Source organism: Patiriisocius marinus, assembly GCF_008974325.1.
GTDB lineage: Bacteria > Bacteroidota > Bacteroidia > Flavobacteriales > Flavobacteriaceae > Patiriisocius > Patiriisocius marinus.
In genome coordinates this window covers 671,958-696,263 of sequence record NZ_BKCG01000001.1, presented here as the reverse complement: position 1 = coordinate 696,263, position 24,306 = coordinate 671,958, and the positions used below count along the sequence as shown (strand labels likewise).

Sequence of the window (24,306 nt, the reverse complement as noted above, 5' to 3'; positions counted from 1 at the left end):
ATGAAGCAAACATGAGTTTGCTTTTTCGCAAAAGGAGTTTGAGGAGACTCCTTTTGTTTTTTTAATTAGGTTTAATAATTATAGTATGAAAATTTTCAATCACGATACTTTAGCTGAAATGCTAGATTTAACATTTAACAGAAACGCTATGATGAAAAAAACTGATACAAAAGGACCAGTATACCCTATTAAACGAAAGAAAAGAAACGCTACAAATAATACAGCTAAAGCTTTCTAATCAACTTTTCAATTAAATTTAACGGTGCATCCTATCAAGCATCTCAATTACTTCACTCTTTTTTCTAACTGAAACAGGAACCGTTTGTTTGTCTTTTAGCAGCAAATAACCTCCATCCGTTTTAATAAAGGCACTTATGCACTGTAAGTTTACTAAATGACTTTGGTGTACGCGAAGAAAATTATACCCGCTTAGCATATCGCTAAAGTACTTTAGGGTTTTAGTTACAAATACTTTTTTCCCGTTAGTAAGGTGAAACATGGTGTTATTGCTATCTGCTTCGCAACGTATAATTTCATCAAGTCCAACAATAATAATTTTATCTAAAGTGTGTAATGATATTTTATCTGGACGTGCATCTGGTGTAGCAATAGTTTCCTTTAATATACTTAAGCGTTCACTTCCTGGGTGTAATTGTTCTTTAGCTCTACCTATCGCTTTTGCTAAATCTTCTGGTGCATATGGTTTTAAAACATAATCAATAGCGGCAAACTTAAAGGCTCTAATCGCATACTCATCACTAGCTGTTACAAATATGATCTTGCTTGGTAAATCTGGAAATATTTCAAGCACATCAAATCCAGTTCCGTCACCAAGCATGATATCTAAAAATAAAATGTCTGGAGTTTGTTTACGCAGTACCTTCGCTGCTTCTACAACACTTTTTGCAGTTGCAACAACATCAATATCTTTATGATTCTGTTTTAATTCTTGTTCAAGAAGCATTAAAGCATCTGGCATATCCTCAATAATAATGGCTGATAACATATAATCTAATTTATAATTTATTAGTTGAATCTATAAAATTTCAAAAATTAAAATTTTTTAAAACTCTGTTTCTAAAGGTATTTTAAAATGAATTCTTGTACCCTTAATTATATTGTTTTCTTTTATTTCTGAAATACTCAAAGCTCCTTTTCCGCTAAGAGATTCTATTCGTTCTTTTGTTACTCCAAGTGCAACAGATTGATGGCTTGTTGTAGCTTTATTTTTCTGGGTTTCAAAAATTCCTTTTCCATTATCTGTAATGCTACAAGTTAAATAGGTTTGTGTAGTTTTAAACAGAATTTCTAGGTTTCCGTTAATTTGATTTGAAGAAGAAATCCCGTGTTTAATTGCATTTTCAACAAATGGCTGCACAAGCATTGGCGGAATTAATACTTCTTCTAGATCAAGATCAGATTCTATTTGTAATGAATATTTAAAAGGCTTTTGCGCCATTAACTGCTCAACTTCTATATAATTTTTAAGTACATTTATTTCTTCAGCAAGTGTAATTTGTTCTTTACGGGAGTTGTTTAAAATACCCCTTAAAAGTGTTGCAAAGCTATTAATGGTCGTGTTCATTTTTTTAGTGTCTGTCACTCCCATAGCTTTAATTCCGTTTAGCACATTGAAGATAAAATGAGGATTCATTTGTAATCGCAATGCTTTTTGCTCTAAACCAAGTAAGTGATTTTCTAGTTCTAATTGTGCTTGCTTTGTTCTGTTTTTCTTTTTCAGATTTCTAACATAGGCAAACACAATAGTGAACAATATTAAGAGTGAACAAGCAATAAGTAACCATTGAAACCAAGCTTGCTGAAATAAGGGAGTCCCTATGTTAAATTTAAATTTAATAGGCTCGCTTTCAATCCACCTATAATTGCGTGATTGAGCACTAAAGGTGTGCTTTCCATAGGCTAAACCAGCAAAATTTTGTTGTGCTGTTGTGCTCCAAGGACTCCATTTAGTATTGTCAATTTTATAGCGATATTGAACTCCTTTAGGGTGATTAAGGTCAACAGTTCTATAAGTAAATGAAAGTTGATTTTCATTTGGTTCAAGATTTAAGACTTTGTTTTTGGTATTTAGTTTTAATAAAGAGTCTAATGACTTATAACCAATATCAATAGACTCAAAGTGAATGGTAGGTTTTGTTTGAAGATCTTTATTTTCTACATTGTTTTCGAATGCAGTTAATCCATAAATCGCTCCAAACCATAATGTGTTATTCTCATCTTCTGCAACAGCATTTAAACAGGTTTCAATTCCTAAAAAGCCATCGGTTCTTCCATAGTGAAAAAGATCGATAATTTCATTTTCATTATTTAATACAAGTTTGTCAATACCTCGTTCACTACCAGTCCATAGATTGTTTTCAGAATCAAAAATCAATAAATAGCTGTTTTTAGAGGTAGGTGTTTTATCGCCAGTTAATGGTTTGAAGTTTTTATAATCATTATCAGTTGAGTAGAAAATACCACTATCTGCAGTGCCAATGTATAACGTGTTATTTTTAAAAACTAGGGTGTTTATAGAAGTGTTTACACCTAACATATTTCCTAAATGAGTAACGTTATTGTTGTCAATAAACCCTATTGCTCCTGCTTGAGTTCCATACCAAATTCTACCTTGTTCATCTGGTTTTAAATCGCGAATAAGCATATCATCAATACCTTGCTCTTTCCCAAAATGCTTGATAATATTTATACGTTCTCTTTTTGTATCATAATTGAACTTTACAATTCCGTCACCATAGGTTGCTGCCCAAACGTCATTACCATCAACATATATTGATCTAATCCAGTTGGAAGGAAAACCTACTTTCTCATTGAGAACGTAATCTGTTACTTTTTCAATTTTGATTGTGTCCAGTTTGATGGTTGCGATACTTGATCCTGAAACTACAATACTATCGTATTTTCTAATGTGTTTGTAAAGCAACCCTTTTCCTTCAGAACCAGCCCAAATGTTTCCCGAAGCATCACTAGCAAGAGTTTTAATTTTTACGTTATCAAAGTCTGAAACTGGAGGAGCTCTTTTAATCCCTAAAGAATCTATATAACTCAATCCTTGTTCTTCAACCGAAAACCAAACACGGTCCTTCGTACTTTCAACGGCATAGATTCTATTTCCAATTAGCCCTGTGTCCTTGTCATAATGCGTAAATTGATTTGGGAAGTATTTAATTAAACCGCCACCACTTGTAGCAATCCAAAGCTGTCCACTCGTATCTTTAAAAACGGAACGTACATGTCTAACCGAAAGTCCTTGTCTATCGCTAATAGTTGCTTCAATTTCAAAGGTATTTGGGTTTAACACAAATAATCCTTTAGTATCTGTAGCAATCCATAATTTATTGTCCAGTATTTTAATGCTGTTAATTCTTCTTGGGATATTAGAAGTGTTTAGAGGAGTTCCGTCAACGTTGTATTGCCTAATACCATCATTAAAAGTAGCAGCAAAAATTTGATCAATTGTAGTTGTAATTGAGGTGAAATTACCATTGGCAATTTGAGATACAGGTTTTCTTTTTAGAAGAGATTGCGTTTTATAGAATCCCTCTTTAGTAGCAATCCAGTAGTTATTGTTTTTAAAAACAATATCATTAACACTCGCGTTGTTGATCGCTTCAGAAAGTACGCATTGTTGAACCTTACCAGTGTTTGTTAATGTGAAAATTCCTTGAATCGTTGCAAAGTAGATTTCCTTGTTTATCACTCTTATTTGACGAACAGCAGGAGTGTTGAAGTTTTTAAAATTTCGGCCATTAAAAATAGAAACTCCTTTTCTAGTTCCTATTAGAACGTCGTTATTGATTGAGACGAGGGTATTTACATAACTAGATCCCAACCCACTTTTTTCGTTAAAAACTTCAAAGTGTTCTCCGTCAAAACGAGCTAATCCACCCCCTTGTGTTCCAAGCCACAAATAACCTATCGTATCCTGTGCAATTGCATATACTTGAGATTGCGGCAAACCATCCTCAACGGTATAGGCTTTTAGTTCGTTCGTTTGTGAAGTTGCATTATTGCAAAAAAACAGTACAACTAGGGCTAAAATTGTGCGTTCAAAATGCAGCTTTAAAGCTTGTAGAGTTTTGCTGTAAAATGGATTTAAGTTCTTTATCACGAAAGCGAATTTAGCGCTGTTTTAAGTTGGTTAACAAATATAACGATTGTAAACAAGGGGTTTAGAATACCGTATATAGATTTTCGTTTGTAATTTCTGGAACGGCATAATTACCTGCATCATTACTATTTTCAATGGGGTCTAAAACACATAGAATAGTAGTTTTGCCTTTAATAAGTAAGGTCTTTTTTTCTTCGGAAATTTTAATGATCCATCGGTATTTTTCAAGCGGAATATCTAATTCGTATAAGGCCATAGCCATCTCATCTTGCTCACTAACGAAGTCCATTATGTCGTCACGGGTTTCAAGAGATGGTATTTCAGAAACATCTTCAAATGTAAATTCCCATTCAACAGGAACATTAAATCGATAAGAATATATTTCGGTAGCTGTAGTTTCTTTTCTAGTTGTTAAGGCTGTATTCCAATCAATAGTAACCTTAGGGTATATTGTTTTCATTTCTTCAGATAACGCAAGAGGTCCGGGAGAATGCCCTGTTGGGTATGAAACATAATAAGGTTTCGCAAGGTAATGCGGCACATAGTTTCCGCCAAAAACATTAAAATATGGCGATGCAATTAGTTGAGGTGAAACGGTGTTTGTAAATGCTTGCTTTAACAGTTGAGCGAGTTCGGTATTTTCGCCCAATCCACAAGAGTGAAAAATGATATTCGTGTGTTCGTCAACTCCATGTGTTACTATAGGAATGCTTTTTGAATTTAGCGCAGTATCTAAATTGTGCACAGTAATCCGGTTTCCGTCTTTACTTACTTTTAAAGAGATTCCGGCCCATGGATTACTGTGGCTAATAATGTGAATATTCTTGTAAGTTTTGGTTGACATATTTAAATAGGCGATAATTTCATCTAATGAATAAAGCTCTTCTACAACAGGAATTTGTTGGTTTTTAAAATATCTAGTTGCATTTGTATAATATGTATTTTCATCTTCATCGAAACCTGCGATAAAGGCAATACTATTTGTTTTTACATTGGATTCTAGCATAGTATCATTTGAGTTATATGCTACTTCTTCACCGTGTGGAACCTCGTATAAAGAAGCTTTTTCACAGGCTAAAAATGTGGTGAAAACAATAAGGAGTACGGTGAAAAATTTCATAGTATATCGGTTTTAAAAGTTGTGATAAATTGTTCTTATAGTTCTTCATAAAGTTGGCCAGACGCGCCATAGCTGTCGTCATTCCATATAAAACTATCCTCTTGTGTTGCTGCTTTTACAGTATTAGCTTCAACCATAATTTGCGAAGTGATTATTTGATTTTCTTTTCCAAATGCTTGTGATGGGAATAAGTAAACAAGCTGAGAAGGTTCGTCATTGCAATCCTCATTTGTGAGCATTGGTAATGAGATGAAATCTCCTTTCGTAGTTTCTAAAATGTAATTAGAAATGGTGTAGGTACAGTATTCAATATATTTTACGTCTACTTTAATAACACGTTGTACGCCATTTAAAACAGGGTTTTCAAGCGTACTTATTACTACTTCATTGATGTTTTCTCCACTTACTAATGGAAAGAAAGAAAGATTTTCTTCTGCATCATTTGTAGTTTTTAGTAGTGCTTTTATACTAACATCTTCGTTTTCACTAAGAGCGTTCTCAAGAGCAAGAATGTATTTATTGCTAGGTTCAAAATCTTGAGAAAAGCTTAATTGAGCTGTGAAGATTACTGCGATAATTAAAAGTATATTTTTCATAACTAAGGGTGTTTAAGGTTATTGATACCTCAAAGTTACGGGAGCACTTCGTTTAAATTTTGATCGCTTTAGTATTCGTTGTAGATGGTTTAGTATTCGTTATTGAATAAGGGTTTCTTCATTTCAAACAAATAAAAAAACCTTCCAGATCATAAAGACCTAGAAGGTTTACAATAATAACTCTTCAGGAATTTAACAACTACACCCTATGCTTTCATCAACTGCATAGGCAGTGAATTGGTTAGAAGTAGGGGCTTTTTTTACTACTAACTTTTGAAACTCTTTTAAAATTTCAGCATTGTGAATCCAGTTTGTTCCATCAAACGTTTGGACATTGAGTACTGCTCCATTTTCACCAAATTTTACGCGGAGTTCCATAAACTGGCTCATATACTTTTCAGCTAATTTACCGTAGTTTGCTTTAAACCACATATTCAATTTTCTAGCTTCGGCTTTAGGTAGTTCACCTGCATTAAATGTAAGTGTATACGTTTTTTTAGCGATTGATTTTCCTTTTACCTCTGCTGCAGCACCTACGGCACTATTGTTCACATTTGCTGGCATTGGTAAAGGTTGTTTTACGGTTTTCATTGTACCGTCTGGGTTTACTATTTTCTCATCAACGGCTACAAATGACGTATATTTTGTGGCAAGATTATACGCTAAACCTAGGTACGTTACTTCATCTTTTACATCCTCTCTAAAGTTGGTATTATAATCATCTAATCGGGCTATTTTTTTACGAGCCCATAAATATCGAAGCGCACTATTATCTGCACTAAGTGTTCCTTCGGAAACATCAAATTTTTGTTTTACTTTTTTTCGGCCTTGATATCCTGTTATGATGATGTCACCTTTTGCTTCGCCTTTATACTTTCCGAAGATAACCACAGGGCGTGCTGCAAATACATCTGGGATTGATTTAGGTTCCACATCGTAGGTTTCAAATCCTTTTGTTTTAAACGAAACTTGCGTCATTAATGGTGTTGCGATATAGTCCTTGAAATCTGCCGCTACATTGAACGCTTCTTCTTTTGTGGTTGCAATAAAGGATTGAGAGTTTGAAACTTTTGCCATCCCTTTGATTAAAAATCTATTTACAGAACTTCCAATCCCAAAGGTGAATACATTTGCTTGATCTAGATTTTGTTCAATTTTTTTGAAAGCTTCTTTTTCTACGTTTACATACCCATCAGTAATAACTACCATAGATCGTGCACTACCTTCGTTAGCTCTAGGCAATTTATACGCTACGTTTAATGCACTTAATAATTCAGTTCCGCCGCCACCTTGACCATTGCTTAAAAAACTAATGGCATTTTCAATGTTTTGTTCAGTTGCTTGTACAGGAATTTCGCTATATACTGTTGAGCTTGATGCGAAAAGTTGCACGTTAAAGGTGTCTTCATAATTAAGGTTACATAATAAATTACGCATTAAATCTTTGCTTACCTCAAGAGGGTAGCCGTTCATGGAGCCAGATACATCGACGATAAATAAGTATTCTCTAGGTGTGATCTGGTCGTGAGTTATTTTTTTAGGCGGCTCCATCATATAAGCGAAAAACTTTTCGTTATCGTGTTCGTACAGTAAAAGTCCGCTAGAAATAGCATCACCTCGCAAGTTATAATCAAGAATAAAATCGCGATTTGCTGGGTTGACATTACTTTTTGATAAGAAAATTTCAGCAGAATTTTTAGCAGGATACGTCACATTTACTTTGTGACTTTTACTTGAAACATTCTGAATTGTTATTCCGGCATTTATGCGTACTTGAACGTCATATTTAAAAGTATCTGCAATTCCTTTTCCTGTATAAGGTTGTGCGAAAGTGGTTTCCGTTTTAGAAGATTCGCCTGTAAACCGAGGGCCTACAACTCCAGGGGCAACAAATTGATATGAGCCATTTGTAGGTGTGAGCATTTCGGTATAATACATATCGATGGTAATTTGATCGCCAGGCATTACATTTCCTAATTTCATCTGGAAAACGTTAGGACGAGACTGGTCTAATTTAGCAGCACGTTTTCCTTCTTTTACTGCTTTTTGATATACTTGCTCTGCTTTTTGTTTTTCAAATATTTGTGCATTTACAACGCGTTCTCCAATTTTCATTTTCATATCGTGCACTGCAGCTTCAAGCGACATTGGGAAGACGTATTTTGCTTCGATGGCTGTTGTCCCTTCGTTATGGTACACTTGCGTTAGTTTAACATGGGCGATGGTTCCTGTAATGTGAACATCGGTTTTAGTTTCTAGCAGTGGAACATTTGCGTTTTCTGCTGAAATTTCTAAATACGGACTAGCAGTTTTTTGTGTTGTTTCTGAAACTTGCTGTCCGAAAGAGAGCACGGATATTAGAAGCGCGAAAGTGAAAAAAAGTGATTTCATACTATTTGGTTTAAGAGTTATTGTTTATTTCTTGAACCAAAAGTATGAGGGTAGTGGCGTTAAATTTATGCTACTTTAGTATTCGTAGTTGATGGTTTATTATTCGTTCTCTAATGGTGTTTACGAAGGCTTTTTTATAGCGTTTCTACTATTTTTAACTAAAAATGAGGCTGTTTTACCAAAGTAAGAAAGCCTCATTTTATATATACTTGGTGTGTGTTTAAACAATAACTCTTTTTAGTGCAGCGTAGATTCCTTTTTCTGCAGCGTCAAATTGACCATCTGCAGTAAGTAAGTTTTTTACTTCTTCAATAAGTTGTTTTTTCTCATCTGCGGTATAGCCTAAACGGGCTATTGCATCTTGAATTTTAGTGATGCTTTGATTGTCATTATCCTTTTCAAATTCGCGGTGTAATTTAGCAGAGGTTGCTGCATCAATTTTCTCACTAATTATTTCTCGTTCCTCATACGATTCTTGAAAATCTGCATTTGCAACGTAAATAAAGATGTAACCTTCAAGGACTTCTCTTGTCCATTCATTTGATGTATTCATGAGCTTTTTTTTTATCTAGTTAAAGGTAGTGATTTTTTAAAAATAATTAGCTTTTCTTGTTATTCTGAAACGTGAAAAATCTCATAAGCTATTATGATTTCTAATTAACGCTTAAGTAATTGGATAATTTTAAATATTAGACTACTTAGTTAAGTATTTGAAAATTAACTGTTAATAAGACAACAAATACTTACAAATAATTGCAAACGAAAGTAAGTAGTTAACAACCGAATGTAGCTTTTATCTCTCTATATGTTTGCAGTGTCGAAACGAAATAAGATTACAATAAGCTATTTTATTAGACAATACGATCTGCGGGATGAGCCCAAGGACATTTATCAAACTGTTATTAGATCTCATAAGAAACTTGAGATAGACATTAAAATTATTTATTATGAACGCACTTAGAAACAAAGTACAGTTAATTGGAAGATTAGGACAAGAACCAGAAATTAAAACGTTTGCAGATGGCAACAAAATTGCAAATTTCAGTATGGCTACAGATGATAGTTATAAAGACAAAAACGGTCAAAAAGTAGAGCGTGCTTACTGGCACAATATCCTAGTGCGAGGTGGTCTTGTTAACGTAGTTGAAAACTATGTAAAGAAAGGGCAGGAGATAGCCATTGAAGGTAAATTAACCAATCGCTCTTGGGATGATAAAGACGGCAATAAGCATTATGTAACTGAAGTGTATTGCACAGAGTTATTGATGTTGGGGAAGAGTTAGATTGAGTATATAAATCTAGATTATAAATAAAAAAAGCCACTATTTCTAGTGGCTTTTTTATTACTCTCCATTAACTAACTAAAATTATTTATCGCTTAATTATGTTTGTAAGTTGATAGAAAAAACGTTCTATCAATCTCAAATCTTCAGTGATGATTTCGGCAACACCTTTCATTTCTTGTTTTTCAAACTTTTAGATTTGTGTATTCTATTTATTAATCATAATCTTATGGACCTCAATACTTTTTCCATTATTGATAATTTCCATAAAATAAAGCCCTGTTTTTAAGTACTCTAATCTATAAGTGTTGACTAGACTAGCATCTACGTTTGCCTTCCTGAAAACAACCTTTCCAGAGAAATCTTTGATACTAATAGTTACCGTATTGTAGGTTTCATTAATCTTGGCTTTTTTAACTGAGATGTTTCCTGCAGATGGATTAGGAAATATCAAGAAACTATTAGGCACATCATTTACAAAATCAGTTTTATCTTCCTCTTGATTTCTAAAATAACCAATATTACCATAATCTTTAAAACGAGCGGTAAATATATTGTCATAATTTGCGGGTGATCCATACTCATAAATCGGTGATGGGTTTGATGGATTCCCTGGGTTTAATATTGTGTTATCACTATAATTACCAGTTATAAAATAATGGTTAAGTGGACCTAATGCTATAGCTTTAGGTTGTAAGTGTTCAACTTTTTTATTCCATACTCTTCCTTGCGGTGAAACCTTAGAAATTTCCGAATATCCGGACTTTACCCCAATTGAGAAGAGGTCTCCTGTTTCTTGATTTATAACCATGTCTTTTACATAAGAATCGTTTTCAAAAATGTTATCTATAAGTGTTCTTTGTCCAAAACCACTTATATTAGATTCGGAAAAAGGGATTTCGCATAATCTACCAGTGGCAGTAGTAATATAGATTTTATCAGAGCTATTTCTATATTCATTATATGGATATTTAGTATTGTATTGAATATATGCATTATGAGTCATGTCTAATGAATTTCCATTATCCTTTAAGGTTACTATAATCGATTTCCCATACGTATAGTTTGCCAATTGCCCATTTGGAAAAACTCTATTGCCCTTAGAGTAGCCTGTCAAGAATATCCTATCGGTATCTTCTGCATAAACTGCGTCATAAAAATTTATTGATGATTTACCCGAATTACCATTATGTGTGAATGTTTGGTGTGTAATATAATCGTGTAACGTATTGGCGCCAATGCCAGTAGCACCAAATTTTATGACTACGCCCGTCGGCCTATCGCTATTAGCGTTCACAGAGAAATCGGAATTATAAAAATTTGAATAATACGTTCCCGCAATAACAATATTCCCATTATTTGTATTCAATGATATTGCAGGTTTTTCCAAACGTGTTTCATAGGCAGATCCATTTATAAATGTGCCATCATCATTGTATTGCAAATAGAATCCTTTACTGGTAATCACATGTAACTTATTGTTATAGTATTTAATTAGGCCACCATCTTTAAGATGATGAAATTGGCTACTAATAGGTGTTATCCAAACAAGATTGCCAAAATAATCATGTTTCATAATGTAACCTTGTTCTCCGGAAACAAAATTACTGTCTTCGTAAGATCTATCCCCAACTGCAATATTACCTAATGTATATACATTTCCTTCTTCATCAGTGGCAACATCCTCAGAATATCTCCCCGTGTTAACAAAACTATCCCCTCCATACGTTCTTGGCCAAATAGATACTGGCTGTTCAATTTGTGTTGTTACGCAACTTTCATACATATTATTTCCAGTGTCGATACAATTTAAAGCTACACTAGCACAATTTTCAATACTTTCGGCAAGCGTGTCATCTAAAATTTCAAAATTGAAATAATATGTTTGAGATGCTCCAGAGACCAGTGAAATATTGTTTATTGACACAATATCTGTATTAACATTATACAATACATTAAAACTATTAGAGTTGAAAGTGTTCTCATCTAAGATTGTTGTATCTATATGATCGCTTACATCAAATGTAAAAGGACAGGTTGTTTCTGGCTCATTATTGGTTACCATAATGGAATAAATAATCGTATCTCCTGGTTCATATACATTGTTTCCTATTCCAATAGTAGGACTTACTACATTTTTATTAATCTCAATATCTGGACATGCCGCTTCTTCGCAACAAATCTCTACAATTATATCAAAACTTACAGTATCATAACAGCCGGCATTATTTAACCTTACATAAATGGTTTGCTGGTCTTGATCACTATTTTCATAGTTTCCTGGATTTGAAATTTCATTTACACCGTTATCAGCATCTGCTTGACTTACATAATAGGTAATTGTTCCGGCTTGACCGTTTAAAATAGCTGTTTCAACTGATGTCAAATCAAATAGTGCAAAACCATCATTAGGAGCTGCGTCACAAACGGTAATATCATCTGGAGTTTGTGCTACAGGAGTACTTGCTGTTGTTACTACTACGGTATCTGTATAAGTGCAACCATTTATGGTAACTGTTAATTGATAAGTACCAGCTACACTTGTTGAATATGTATTATTTGTTGCACCACTTATATTATTGAAATTTCCTGCATTGTTTTGCAAAGCCCATTGATAACTAGCTCCACTTATTGCTGAAATACCTAATTGAGTATTTTGACCATTACAAATTGTTACGTCATCATTTAAATCAATATCACTATTAAAAGAACCATTTTCAATTAAAACTGCTGCATCATAACTCTGATCAAGATAATCTGCAATTGCAAGAGTTATAGTATAACTTCTATTAGGTATTACCATAGCTTCAGCTGTTAATTCTATGGTCTGACCATCAAAAATTGTAGGAGATAAACCAGGAGAAACTGTATTAAATGGATTTGGACCTGGATTAAAAGGAGGATTCCAGTTATAATGAGAAAAAAATTGCGCATTAACAGCATTACAGTTGCCAGGACTATTGGCATTATTTACTTGAAAAATATTTGGGTGGACTGTTGTTACTTGCACAGGAGTATTAGTACCTGGTAATACAGCCATATTAACTGGTTCTACATTTGAGTCCTCATTATCTTCTAAAATAAATACGAATACATCTGCAATGTTACATTCATAATATTGGTTATATTCTTCTGATAAAAATATATAATCAAATGAAATATGATTAGTCTCAGGAGTTATATCAAACTTAATTGTAGTACCATTATGATAACCAGAGTTAAATTCTCCAAATTCAGTAATAAATGGATCGAAATAATTGTCCCAAGCACCAGATGCAGGTCCTCCATCAGAGAATTCGTTTCCAATTGGATTTAAGTTTGATCCATCTGCATTTTCAATAAAACCTGTTGATAAAATCATACCAGAGTTAAAAGGTATATATTGATTATTGGAATTTGTGAAACTACCTAGACTTTGTTGTGTTAGACCATTTGTTACACTAGACGAATACGTATCGTAATCAAACGTAATACCGCAGCTGTTTTCAAATAATTCACCAACTAAAATAGGAGCGGCAATTAGTGAATTTTCTAAAGGAAAAGTATTAAAGCCATTAACAATTTTACTAGTGTTGTTTTTTATACTAATATTATTTTGTGATTTATATGTATTTCTTAAGGATGATTTTATACCTGATATTTCTCTATCGGTCAATTTTTCTAAATCATAATCTTTCAAATTATTATCAATATATTCATTGAGTAACGTGTTATATTGTTGCGCACTATTATCTATTTGTGCTTGGCTATAAAAAATAGCACAAAAAAGTAGCATTAATAGGAGAGTGAGTTTTTGTTTCATATCATTAAATTTTAAAGATTAGTTCTTTAAATCTAGAGTAATAATAGATAACACAAAATAGCAACTGTGTGGATGTGTTTATGTTTTGTATAAGTGTGGGCAACTAATTTGATTTTGAATATTTATTTAATTCACAAAAAAGCCGTGGTTTTCACCACGGCTATATAATCTCCCTTTTTCTTTTTTTTTAGATATTTTACTAATTAATTATAACTTTTTTAGTCATAACTCCCTCATTAGATTCTATTTTTAATAGATAGATCCCTTTTGGTAAACCATTTTTATTAATTGTAAATGAGTTTGTGTTTTCTAAAGAATCACTTACAATAGTATTTCCACTAAAATCATAAAGACTATAATTAATGGTTTTTAAATCCTTATCAATTTTCACCTTAAACGCTCCTTGAGAAGGGTTAGGTGCTAGTGATACATTAAAGGAATTACCAAACTCACTTTTATTGGTGCTTGTATTATTTGTCGATGGAGCAAGCGTATTAGAACAACCTTCAATATAAGCTTCAAAAGTAGAGTTTTCTAAAGCTTCGAAACCTGGATTTAATATTACAGCAGTACCAGCATCATATTCTGCATGTGCAGTGTTGAATATTTTATTTGTTGCAGTAATAGTAACAGATGCATCTTGAATATCTGTTTGATTTGAAGTTACGTTAGCGGTAATATCTAAATCTGAAATGCAATTATCTTCATAAATAATTGTTACAGAATAGACGCTATTTCCCGAATATCCACAACTGTCAAACCATGAATAATTGAAATAATAAGTTTCTGTTTCTGGAACTGAATTTTGAAAGTTCATTGTCGCAATTCTTGTTTCATTGGACGATAAAATACTATTATTATAGTTGAGTGAGACAAAACCATTATTACTGCTAACGTAAGCTATATCACAATTAGCATAACAATTATTCCAAAGAGAATGATAATATACTGCAGCATATACTGTCACCAAACTATTGACTGGCGCGGTAATTGTTTGATTTTCAGGACTAATATTTAAATAATTTACCTGTTGTCTCGTGTTTTCCTGTGAATGCCCAGAATATCCATACAATAATAGAGATACCCCAGTTGCAATAATTAGTAGTTTTTTCATATTATTTAGATTTAAGATTATTAATTTCTTGAAATAATACGTTTAACTTTTTATCTTGTTCAATAGTGTATAATGTTAATTCTTCTATTTTTTGAAGCAACAATTTATTCATTTCACCAACATCAATTCCTTCAGTTGCTACAGTAGCGGCACTTGGAATATCTTTTAAATGTCCGTGTGTATTTATATGTTGTTCAACTTCATTTAAAGTAGGTAAATTATAGTTTTCTTCAAAAACAAAATCTGCCCATCCAGTATAAACTCTCACTGCTGTAGCTCTAATACGCCCATCAACAGATAATCTATAGTTACCAGTATTGTCATTAAAAAGATCAGTTCCAATACCTACGTTAGCATCTGTAAAAATGTTTCCTTCAATCATTGCGCTACCTTCTTTTACAACTAGTTTATGTCCCTCTGTCTCAAGGTAGCTTGCAAAATCACCTATAACAATTCTAGAATCTCGTTTTGGTAAATGAATGTATGAACTATTTACATCACCATGAACTTTAAAAATTTCGTTTCCATTTGAATCATTTGTTCCTAAGTAGGTAACTGTATTGTCTGTGTTTAGTGAACTTCTTAATTTGCCGTTAAGACCGTATACAGTATAGCCTGAATAGCTTGCTCCAGATGTATTATTAGACCCAAAATTAAATAGTCGAGTTCCATTTTTTTGATTAATCATTTTACCCATTTTCAAAAAATTTCCATCATAGATAGTTGGAGTGTTAATTTCAAGTAGTGTACTAGGGCCAGTAAGTCCAATACCTACGTTGTCTTGTGTATATACTTGTGTGCCGTTGCTAGAAGTTGACCATTGAGCAGACACGCTGTAAATGCTTAATAATGCGATTGATAATAGAATTGATTTTTTCATAATAGTATGTTTTAAGTTGGTTTATGATTTAAATGGAGTATTAATCAATTAGTAGCGTACTACTTATTTCAATCTTAAAACTAGTTTTTAAACAACTACTATAAAATAGGTTTTGAGTAGGTGTACGTGTTTATTGTGTAACTGTAATCAATCAATTTGGGAATGATTTTACGATATAAATAAAACTGCATTGTATAGAATACTACTAAGAGTTTATTGCATAAAAAATGCGCTTAGCTCCTAAATAGAAACTAAGCGCAAATACAATATTAAAATTTTTTAACTAGTACATAGTTAGAGTATAATTATACATTTTAGTTAAAAAATGTTGTAAAATCAATTCCCGAATAATCAGAATAAAGACATGTGGTTGAGTTACTTGAAAATGTTCTTACAGGTCTTGCAAGTATTATGTTATTACGCATCATACCCATTGAAGGGGCTAGATAATCAATGTTTTCAAATACAACAATGTCTACTCTTTCACGAGTAAGTTTTATTCCAGAACTAAAGTTGTCATTGTCTAGAGGGTGGCCAGTTGTATATATGATATTTTTAGTAAAAACTAAATTATATGGTATATATATTTCGATACAATTATTATTAAGTATGTAATCTAAATAATCTAAGGTTTGTTGTTGAGATGTTGAATCAGAATCACTTCCTCCTATAGGAAGTCTAGGCCTACCTTGTTGGCCTTCTGGGTGACCTACCCCTGAAATACTAGCTAATAAAGTATTCTCAAATGTATTTCTAAAACCTATACCTAGAAAACTAGAATCATTAAGAAGGCTATTTAAACTTACTGTTTTATTTCCGTTAATTTTACTGTTAAAATAACTTTCGAATTCTGTGTTTTTCAGAAGTACTTCAGCAACAGTATAAGACGCCCATTGAAGACTGTTTTCTAAAATTTCAGCATCAATTGTTCTGTTTTGATTTGTTATTGAGTTTTGTAAGTCTGCTATATTGTTATCAGGTGTATCAATTGTTTCTTGTTCGCAAGAAAATAAAGAGAAGACCATCATAATGATGCAGGGGTAGATTAATTTTTTCATACTTATTTGGTGTAAATTAGATTTAGTTAAGTTTTGAAGTTGAAAAATACACAAAATCGTTTCAATAAAAATCACTTTTGTATAAATGCATTGTTTAAATGTATAATTGTAAACTTTCATTTAGTAGGTGTTTTTTGGTTTAACCTCTAAACATAAAAGTAAAAAGTAATTATTTGAAAATTCGTTTTAGTAAACTATCTTTCTTTCGACTAGAGACTGGAATTTTTACACCATTAGTGGTAATCAATGTTCCGTTTGAAGTGTATTTTTCTATATAATCTTTATTAACTACAAAAGAGTTGTGACATCTTACAAATTTAACCTCTGTAAAAAGATCCTCTAGCTTTTTCAAAGTTTTGGATACTACTATTTTTTCTTTATCCTTTAAATACACGTGTGTATAATTACCATCTGCTTTACAGTAAACAATATCATCTTCTAGTATAGAATAAAGTGTATTCGCTGTTTTTAGAACAATTTTCTTTTTTTCTAAACCTTTAAATTGAATATATGAGGCCTCTATAAGTTCTTGTAATTGATTTTGTTTAGAGTCAACCTTAAGCGTTTTTTTAATAGCAGTTATAAAATCCTCATCATCAATAGGTTTTAAAACATAATCTAATGCACCAACTTTTATAGCTTTGATAGCTAAATGATCAAATCCAGTGATGAATATTAATTGGAACCCTGTGTGTGCAATTTTTGATAAAATGTCAAATCCAGTACCACCAGTTATATCAATATCTAAAAGCAGTAGATCTGGCTTAAGGGAGTCAATAATTTTTACACCATTTTCTACTGAAGAAGCTTCACCAATTACAATTACATCATCACTAAAGTAACGCTCTAGTTTCTCTCGTATCTGTATTCGTAAATATTCTTCATCATCTATTATTATAACTCTTTTCATATGTAATTATGTATTTGTTTTAAATGGAATGAGAAAAGAAATTCTCACACCAGATATTAATGGGTTCTCCTCTTTTTTTGATACTATAGAAACCTTTGAACGGGTAGTTTTTTCTATGAAATCTGAAATTAAACCAACCGAAACAGATTTGTGAATTGCACTTTCTTTATTTTGAAGTCCAACGCCATTGTCTTCAATAACACACTGAAGGTATTTATTTTTTTCTGAAATTGAGATATTAATTTTACCTAAATATTTGACTCCCTTAAAACCATGTAATATGGAATTTTCAATAAAAGGTTGCAATAGCATAGGAGGTATTGAATAACCAATATCCTGATTTAATTTTTTCAATGAAATGGTGTAATCAAATTTTTCTGGAAACCGAAGTAATTGTAGTTCTAAAAATTGCTCAATGGAGTCAATTTCATCTTCAAGAGGCACATAGTTTTCTAAAGAATTTTCTAAAACTAAACGCAATAGCTTAGAAAATTTAATAAGATAAGTTGCTGCACGTTCTGTATTAGTTGACATCACATTATGAATGGATGATAGGGTATTGAAAATAAAATGTGGACTCATTTGAGTTCTCAATAATCGCTGTTGTAAGTATAGCGCTTTCTTTTCTTGGCGATATTTCCGCAGAAAATAATACAATACCCCAACAATAAAAATAAGTAAGGAAGCGATAATTACAACAATAAGCCTTGACTCTAACTTGATCGATTTAATTTCAGCAGCTTGTTGTTGTGCTAAAATCTCTTCTTTCTTTTCTGTTTCAATATTTAGCGCTAGGAGTTCTTGATTGTATTTTTTTGTATATGATTTATCTTGATAACTAAAAATCGAATCAAGAAGCTTATTAACTTTTCTTTCGTTGGTTTTAGTTAATGACTCTAGTAATAGTTGATATTTTAAAATATTCCGTTGTGTTGTTACCCTAACTTTATCAAATCCAATACCGTAGACAGAATCTATATATTTTTGTGCTAAGTTATAGCTTCCTGTTTCGATATAAATCTCTGCAATGTTTGAATAAGCGATGGCTGTAGAAATATTTTTCTCTTCGGTCTTAATCTTACTGATTCTTATATTGTCCAACGTTTTTTGATTAAATAGCAAAGACTTATCAAATTGATTGTCATAAAAAGTGTAGACTGCGTAATCACCATAAAGTTGCCTTTTAGAGTCGTAGTCTAATTCAGATTCATATGAGATTAGCGTATCTAATATGGCATATGCTTTTTGTTTTTCATTTTGATAATAAAATATTTCAGCTCTAGAAATAAGGCTAGGAGCAATTATTTGTCTATCATTTAACCTTTCTAATAATGAAATTATTTTATTATTATGTTCAAGCGCTAAAGCATAGTTGTATTCGTTTAAAGCAATATTTTGACGAAAAAAGTTAGCGATTGAAACTAACTCGTAATCATCTTCAGATACTCTGTTTTCAAATTCCTCAGCAACTTGTAAGCAATCTCCATATCTCAATAGAGATGATAACTGATAATAAGTATTATAAAAATGATTTATCTCTTTATTATTAGTAATGCTATCAATTGATTGAATACCCTTAAAGTTATAATATACTGAGCTATCACTTTGAGCAGCTGATTGAAAATACTCTCCTAATGCAAAATAGTTTTCTGTTAATAGTGAGTCTCTTTGTGAAAATGAGTTTTTCAAAAGAAGTTTTTCAGCGTTTTTCAGATAATGATATGAAGAGTCACCAACTGCAGCTGTTGCCTTTTCCTGTAACTTTGATATACTATCAGCATTAACAAATTCTGTTTTTTTTGAAGTGCAGCTACATATAAAAACTATTATAAAAATGAGATAGGGGAAAGTTTTTAACATATTCAAATTTACAGATTAAAGAGAGAAATATACATTGATATTAAGTTGCACCCCTTCTATTTATAAAACAAGACTGAAATTTAATGGAATAACCAGTAAAAAGTAGGTTTGCGCCGCAATTCAAAATACGTAAAAAGGCTAGATAGCTATTTAGTTTTTTTCAATATCATCTAGTTTGATTTTGAAAATTCAGTCAAAGCACTAAAGCGAATTAGGCTATTATATTTAACTTTACAGCAATGCAAACTCAACAATCTTCCACCATTTTACCGTTATTAAAAAAACATTTTGGGTACGATTCTTTTCGTCCTAATCAGTTGGAAATCATAGACAACGTACTTGCTGGGAACGATACCTTGGCAATAATGCCAACAGGCGGAGGTAAATCATTGTGTTTTCAGTTACCATCTCTAGCTCTTGAAGGAACAACAATTGTAGTTTCTCCATTGATTGCATTAATGAAAGATCAAGTAGATGCCCTAAAATCTAACGGAATTGCAGCAGCATACTATAACAGTAGCCAGCCACAGGAAGAGCAAAATGACATTTTAGAACTTCTTATTACAGGGCAACTTAAATTAATTTATGTAGCTCCTGAAAGTATTTGGGGTATCACTAATTACTTTAGTAAACTACAAATCAACCTAATAGCAATTGATGAGGCTCATTGTATTTCGTCTTGGGGTCACGATTTTAGACCTGCTTATACACAACTCCGTAGGTTAAAAGATGAATTTCCCGGAACGCCAATAATTGCATTAACTGCAACCGCAGATAGGGCAACCCAAGATGATATTACTAAGCAGCTTGGAATTTCACAAGCACAACGGTTTATATCATCATTTGACAGACCTAACATTTATTTAGATGTTAGACCTGGACAACAACGAATACAACAGATCTTTAAATTTTTAGGAAGTAGAGGTTTGCAAAGCGGAATCATTTATTGTTTAAGCCGAAAGGGAACAGAAAATTTAGCATCAAAACTTAAGGCGAAAGGATACGATGCTGCGGCTTATCACGCCGGTCTTTCAGCCGATGTTAGAAATCAAATACAAGAAGATTTTATTAACGATCGCACCCCTATAATTGTTGCTACCATCGCTTTTGGTATGGGAATAGACAAGAGTAACGTTCGTTGGGTGATACATTATAATATGCCTAAAAATATTGAAGGCTATTATCAAGAAATTGGTCGTGGAGGTCGTGATGGATTAAAATCGCACGCCTTAATGTTTTATAGTTTTGCTGATGTAGTAATGCTTCGGAAATTTGCCGAAGGTGCAGATACTGCTGTTGTGCAATTAGCTAAGTTAGAGCGAATGCAACAATTTGCCGAAGCACTAAGTTGCAGAAGAAAAGCATTGCTTAACTATTTTGGGGAATACCAACCAGAAGATTGTGGCAACTGCGATATCTGTAAAAACCCGCCAACATATTTTGACGGTACACTTCTCGCTCAAAAAATATGTTCAGCAGTTGTTCGATTAAAACAACAAGAAGCTATAGGGATGGTCATTGATGTATTACGCGGATCTCAAAACGCTCAAGTTTTTGACAAAGGATACCAACATGTTAAAACATTTGGAGCTGCTAAGGATATTTCTTGGAAAGACCTTCAGCAATATGTAATACAATTACTTAATCAAGGAGTACTTGAAATTTGGTTTCATCAAAATGGTCGATTAGTTTTAACCCCCTTAGCAAAACAAATACTTTTTGAAGGCACCAATATTAGGCTCGCATCATTACAAAAAGAACAACTTGAAGCTACAACAGTAAGAAAGATTAAAAGAGAAAGTACGGCTCAAGGGTTATTCGAAAAACTTAAAGCCCTCCGTTCAAAGCTTGCAGCAGAAATGGGCGTACCGGCGTATGTTATATTTAGTGATGCTTCACTAACAGCAATGGAAAATGAAAAACCTGTTACACTTGAGCAATTTGCTACTATTAGTGGAGTAGGTCAAGCTAAATTAGATAAACACGGTGAAGTTTTTACAAAACTTATTGCAAAGCATTTAGACAAAGATGCCACAAAAGTAACAACGCATGAACGCAGTTTTAATTTATTTGAGTCAGGTTTGACTGTTTCTGAAATTGCTACTAAAAGAGGAATAACAAATAATACAGTACACAGTCATTTCTTGAAAATCCATGAAATGGGTGTGGACATAGATTTAAAACAGTTTATTTCAGACGAAGAAATTAAATTAATTAAGGGTGCTAAGAATAAATTAGATAACCCTGAAAGTATTAAAACGTACTTCACATATTTTAATGGTGAGATGCCTTATTGGAAAATAAAATACGGTCTTTACTTATAGACTTAAAAAAGATAAGCCGCCACATTTACATGTGACGGCCTCATTTTCATAGCAATTTTGAAAATCTATCTCTCAATAATCTAATTTAATTAAAACAAATAGTAATCTGAAAAATAATGTAAACCTCTATATTTACATTTCAAAGATACTACTCATATTTGTCTCACATACACCACATGAGAAAATTATGAGAGATGTTTAACCTAATAAAAAGCTTTGTAAGTAGGATGATTGTTCGTTATAACTTGTCACTTAACCTTTCTTTAATCCTCATTTTCTTTGTGTTATCATTTAATACAATTGCACAAGAAAATGTTGAGGATAATCAAGAAAAATATTTAGATTCTTTAAGAGAAATAGTTGTTTCATCAACAATTACAGGTCCTAAAAAAATTGATGCACTACTTGGATTAGGGTATGCGACCATAGGAGAAGAGGACGGAAGAGCATTAAATTATATAAATGAAGCACTAAATTTAAGTAAAAAACAAAATGATAGCTTTAATATTATTAGATCTTATAATAGGTTAGCACGGCTAGAAATTTATTATGAAGATGATAATAGAGCGATAGCTTATGCAGATAGCGCTCTAAGTTATTCAAATAAAAATAAGCTTAAACATTTTGCTGGAATTGGCTTTAGTTATCGTCTAAAAGGAATATCATACGGGTATTTGCAACGGAATGATTTGTCACTTGAAAGTTTTCTAAAGGCAAATAGCTTTTTGTTAAAAGAAGAACAAGGGCCAGAAATAAAATCATATCTCGCAGAAAACTATACAGATTTAGCGTCCATTTATCAATCTATAGAGAATGAACAAACGGCTTTAGTTTGTATTAATAAGGCACTTCAGCTAGCTAAGGATATTGATTCTTATTGGGAAATAGGAGAAGCATATGATTTCTTATCTAGTTTTTATTTTGAAGAAAAATCCTATGACCTTTCTAGAAAATATATTGATAGCGCCAAAGTTGCCTATGAAAAAGTAGATAATATAGATGGAATACATAGTCTTCAAAAAACAAATGCTGCGATTCATTTAAAAGAAAAAAATTTCGATAAAGCAATAGCGCTATATAAACAAAATTTAGATGTAGATCGGTTAGATTCTTTGGCGTATATATTAACTGACGATTATATCTTTTTGAGTAAAGCGTATATGGAGCAGGAAAAAATTGAAATGTCTAAAGTTTATTTAGATAGTGCAAGCTTTCAAGCTGAAATTTCAGAGAATCCAGTTAATTTGTTTGATGTTGCGAGTCAAAAAGCTAAAATATTTATCAAAGAAGGCAATTCTCGAAATGCTATAAGTATCTTAAAAAAGGTGCTTTCAGATCCTAATATTAATGATTATAAAGAATCTCAAAAAGAACTATATAAGCAATTATATGAAGTGCTTGAGCAAAACAATAATACTATTGATGCTTATACATACTTAAAAAAGCATTCTCATTTAAATGATAGTCTTCAAGATGTGATTAAACAAAACAAATTTAATGTACTTCAATCTGAATTTAATTATAATGAACTTTCTTCTAAACTAGAAGCACGAGATGCCCAACTTAAAGTTTCAGAAACAGAACAACAAAGAGCACAAGAACGCACCTATTTTTCAGTAGGATTATTACTCCTTTTAGTTGCTTTCTTTATCTATACATTATTTAGACAAAAGAAGCTTGAAAAAATTAAAAGAGAAGGGCTAATTGCAAAACAAGAGGTATTAGCTGTAAAACAGCAAGCTCTAGATAATGAAGTGAAGTTTAAAAATAAGCAGATTACAGATTTTGCTATTCATATTTCAGAAAAAAATGACCTTTTAGAAAATATTAAAAAGAAGTTGAAAAACGTAAAAGCTATTAATGAAACTCATAAAGGTATCGTAAATGAAACAATACATTACATAAATAGTGATATCGAGCACAATAAAGAAAAGATTCAATTGTATCAACAAGTAGATGCAACTAACGATTCTTTTAGAGCTAAATTAGATGAGCTTTATACTAATTTAAATGACAAGGAGAAAAAAGTAGCTACAATGCTGCGATTGGGCCAAACCTCTAAGCAGATTGCTTTACAGTTAGGTATTAGCGCTGCAAGTGTAGATAATTATAGATATAATCTTAGAAAGAAAATGGAGATACCTAAAGGAAACTCTTTAAAAGATTTCATAAAAAATTTATAATCAAAAAGGCCGCACATCTATATGTAGATATGCGGCTTTTCTTTAACTTAAAACTTGTTTATTTAACGATTAGAACATTATCTGTGCTCGTTTTATTCAATGGGCAAAAATAGATATAGGTTCCTGGAGTTAATGTTGTAGATTTTGTTTTCTCAACAGTTCCTTCTTTTACTACATTAGTAACATATGCCGTTTTAATGTGGTTTTCTGGTTTAGAAATATCTTTACCTTGTGGCACAAGTACAAACCCAACATCAGTTCCAGCATTGTTGTTTGATATTTCAAAAACATACTCACCTGGCGATACTGTAATTTGTTTTTGGGTGAATTCACCTTTAGTTTGCTCTAGCCTTACAGTTTTAAAATTTGTCATTGATTTACTTTGTGCAAATGAACTGACAGTTGTTGCTACTACTAATGCGATAATTGCGAATACGTTTTTCATTGATTTCATAATTTGATTTTTAAAATTTAATATTTATAGTTGTTATTTATTATTTAATAGGTCACAAGATCTATTCTGCATCACAGTAGTAATCGTGTAAACTTTTGTTTTCACAGTGTGTCATTTTATTAAATGTGTTCACCATTTTTTTCTTTCCATTTCTAAAAATTTCAATTAAATTGAATAAGGACTTTTGTTCATGTATCAT

18 protein-coding genes and 1 pseudogene are annotated in these 24,306 nt (G+C 32.1%); 4 read left to right on the top strand and 15 right to left on the bottom strand.

Going from position 1 to position 24,306, the window contains the following annotated elements:
• Positions 1-85: 85 nt before the first annotated feature.
• Complete coding sequence (locus GBH57_RS15965) at positions 86-238, top strand: hypothetical protein (protein WP_161596057.1); 153 nt, start codon at positions 86-88, stop codon at positions 236-238.
• 18 nt (positions 239-256) lie between these two features.
• On the opposite strand, the gene GBH57_RS03015 is transcribed toward GBH57_RS15965, so the two are convergent.
• The 6 genes from GBH57_RS03015 to GBH57_RS02990 all read right to left on the bottom strand — a co-directional run bounded on the left by GBH57_RS03015 (position 257) and on the right by GBH57_RS02990 (position 8,792).
• A complete protein-coding gene (locus GBH57_RS03015) occupies positions 257-1,006 on the bottom strand; it encodes a LytR/AlgR family response regulator transcription factor (RefSeq protein ID WP_151672567.1) in 750 nt (249 codons plus the stop codon).
• 57 nt (positions 1,007-1,063) lie between these two features.
• Positions 1,064-4,132 (bottom strand): ligand-binding sensor domain-containing protein, encoded by a 3,069-nt coding sequence (locus tag GBH57_RS03010; protein ID WP_151672566.1) that lies wholly within the window; start codon positions 4,130-4,132, stop codon positions 1,064-1,066.
• Between the two features lie 61 nt (positions 4,133-4,193).
• Complete coding sequence (locus tag GBH57_RS03005; RefSeq protein ID WP_151672565.1) at positions 4,194-5,252, bottom strand: hypothetical protein; 1,059 nt, start codon at positions 5,250-5,252, stop codon at positions 4,194-4,196.
• Between the two features lie 35 nt (positions 5,253-5,287).
• A complete protein-coding gene (locus GBH57_RS03000; RefSeq protein ID WP_151672564.1) occupies positions 5,288-5,848 on the bottom strand; it encodes a hypothetical protein in 561 nt (186 codons plus the stop codon).
• 192 nt (positions 5,849-6,040) lie between these two features.
• Complete coding sequence (locus GBH57_RS02995; RefSeq protein WP_151672563.1) at positions 6,041-8,239, bottom strand: VIT and vWA domain-containing protein; 2,199 nt, start codon at positions 8,237-8,239, stop codon at positions 6,041-6,043.
• Positions 8,240-8,459: 220 nt separating this feature from the next.
• Positions 8,460-8,792, bottom strand: a complete 333-nt coding sequence (locus GBH57_RS02990; protein ID WP_151672562.1) for a hypothetical protein — start codon at positions 8,790-8,792, stop codon at positions 8,460-8,462.
• 394 nt (positions 8,793-9,186) lie between these two features.
• Here GBH57_RS02990 and GBH57_RS02985 point away from each other — a divergent pair, with 394 nt between their 5' ends.
• Positions 9,187-9,522: a single-stranded DNA-binding protein gene (locus GBH57_RS02985; RefSeq protein ID WP_151672561.1), complete on the top strand. Its 336-nt coding sequence runs from the start codon at positions 9,187-9,189 to the stop codon at positions 9,520-9,522.
• An 88-nt stretch (positions 9,523-9,610) separates the two neighbouring features.
• On the opposite strand, the pseudogene GBH57_RS16195 reads toward GBH57_RS02985, so the two are convergent.
• The 7 genes and pseudogenes from GBH57_RS16195 to GBH57_RS02950 form a co-directional block, all read right to left on the bottom strand.
• Positions 9,611-9,706 (bottom strand): annotated as a pseudogene (locus GBH57_RS16195) (HlyD family secretion protein); the annotation flags it as partial.
• A gap of 24 nt (positions 9,707-9,730) precedes the next feature.
• Positions 9,731-13,324 (bottom strand): choice-of-anchor L domain-containing protein, encoded by a 3,594-nt coding sequence (locus GBH57_RS02975; RefSeq protein WP_151672560.1) that lies wholly within the window; start codon positions 13,322-13,324, stop codon positions 9,731-9,733.
• A 199-nt stretch (positions 13,325-13,523) separates the two neighbouring features.
• Positions 13,524-14,438, bottom strand: a complete 915-nt coding sequence (locus tag GBH57_RS02970; RefSeq protein WP_151672559.1) for a 3-coathanger stack domain-containing protein — start codon at positions 14,436-14,438, stop codon at positions 13,524-13,526.
• A gap of 1 nt (position 14,439) precedes the next feature.
• Positions 14,440-15,318 (bottom strand): hypothetical protein, encoded by an 879-nt coding sequence (locus GBH57_RS02965; RefSeq protein ID WP_151672558.1) that lies wholly within the window; start codon positions 15,316-15,318, stop codon positions 14,440-14,442.
• Positions 15,319-15,632: 314 nt separating this feature from the next.
• Positions 15,633-16,376, bottom strand: coding sequence for a hypothetical protein (locus tag GBH57_RS02960; RefSeq protein WP_151672557.1), 744 nt, complete (start codon positions 16,374-16,376; stop codon positions 15,633-15,635).
• Between the two features lie 169 nt (positions 16,377-16,545).
• On the bottom strand, positions 16,546-17,286 hold the full coding sequence (locus GBH57_RS02955) for a LytR/AlgR family response regulator transcription factor (RefSeq protein WP_151672556.1): 741 nt from the start codon (positions 17,284-17,286) through the stop codon (positions 16,546-16,548).
• A gap of 6 nt (positions 17,287-17,292) precedes the next feature.
• The gene (locus GBH57_RS02950; protein ID WP_151672555.1) at positions 17,293-19,146 is read right to left on the bottom strand and encodes a sensor histidine kinase; all 1,854 of its coding nucleotides are present in this window, start codon (positions 19,144-19,146) and stop codon (positions 17,293-17,295) included.
• A 239-nt stretch (positions 19,147-19,385) separates the two neighbouring features.
• Between GBH57_RS02950 and recQ the strand changes: the two genes are divergently transcribed.
• Together recQ and GBH57_RS02940 are read left to right on the top strand one after the other, a co-directional pair.
• Positions 19,386-21,470 (top strand): DNA helicase RecQ, encoded by a 2,085-nt coding sequence (gene recQ, locus GBH57_RS02945; protein ID WP_151672554.1) that lies wholly within the window; start codon positions 19,386-19,388, stop codon positions 21,468-21,470.
• A 194-nt stretch (positions 21,471-21,664) separates the two neighbouring features.
• On the top strand, positions 21,665-23,653 hold the full coding sequence (locus tag GBH57_RS02940) for a tetratricopeptide repeat protein (protein WP_151672553.1): 1,989 nt from the start codon (positions 21,665-21,667) through the stop codon (positions 23,651-23,653).
• Positions 23,654-23,711: 58 nt separating this feature from the next.
• Here GBH57_RS02940 and GBH57_RS02935 read toward each other — a convergent pair whose 3' ends face one another.
• Positions 23,712-24,107, bottom strand: a complete 396-nt coding sequence (locus tag GBH57_RS02935; RefSeq protein ID WP_308640212.1) for a cupredoxin domain-containing protein — start codon at positions 24,105-24,107, stop codon at positions 23,712-23,714.
• A gap of 61 nt (positions 24,108-24,168) precedes the next feature.
• A complete protein-coding gene (locus GBH57_RS15960; protein WP_161596056.1) occupies positions 24,169-24,306 on the bottom strand; it encodes a hypothetical protein in 138 nt (45 codons plus the stop codon).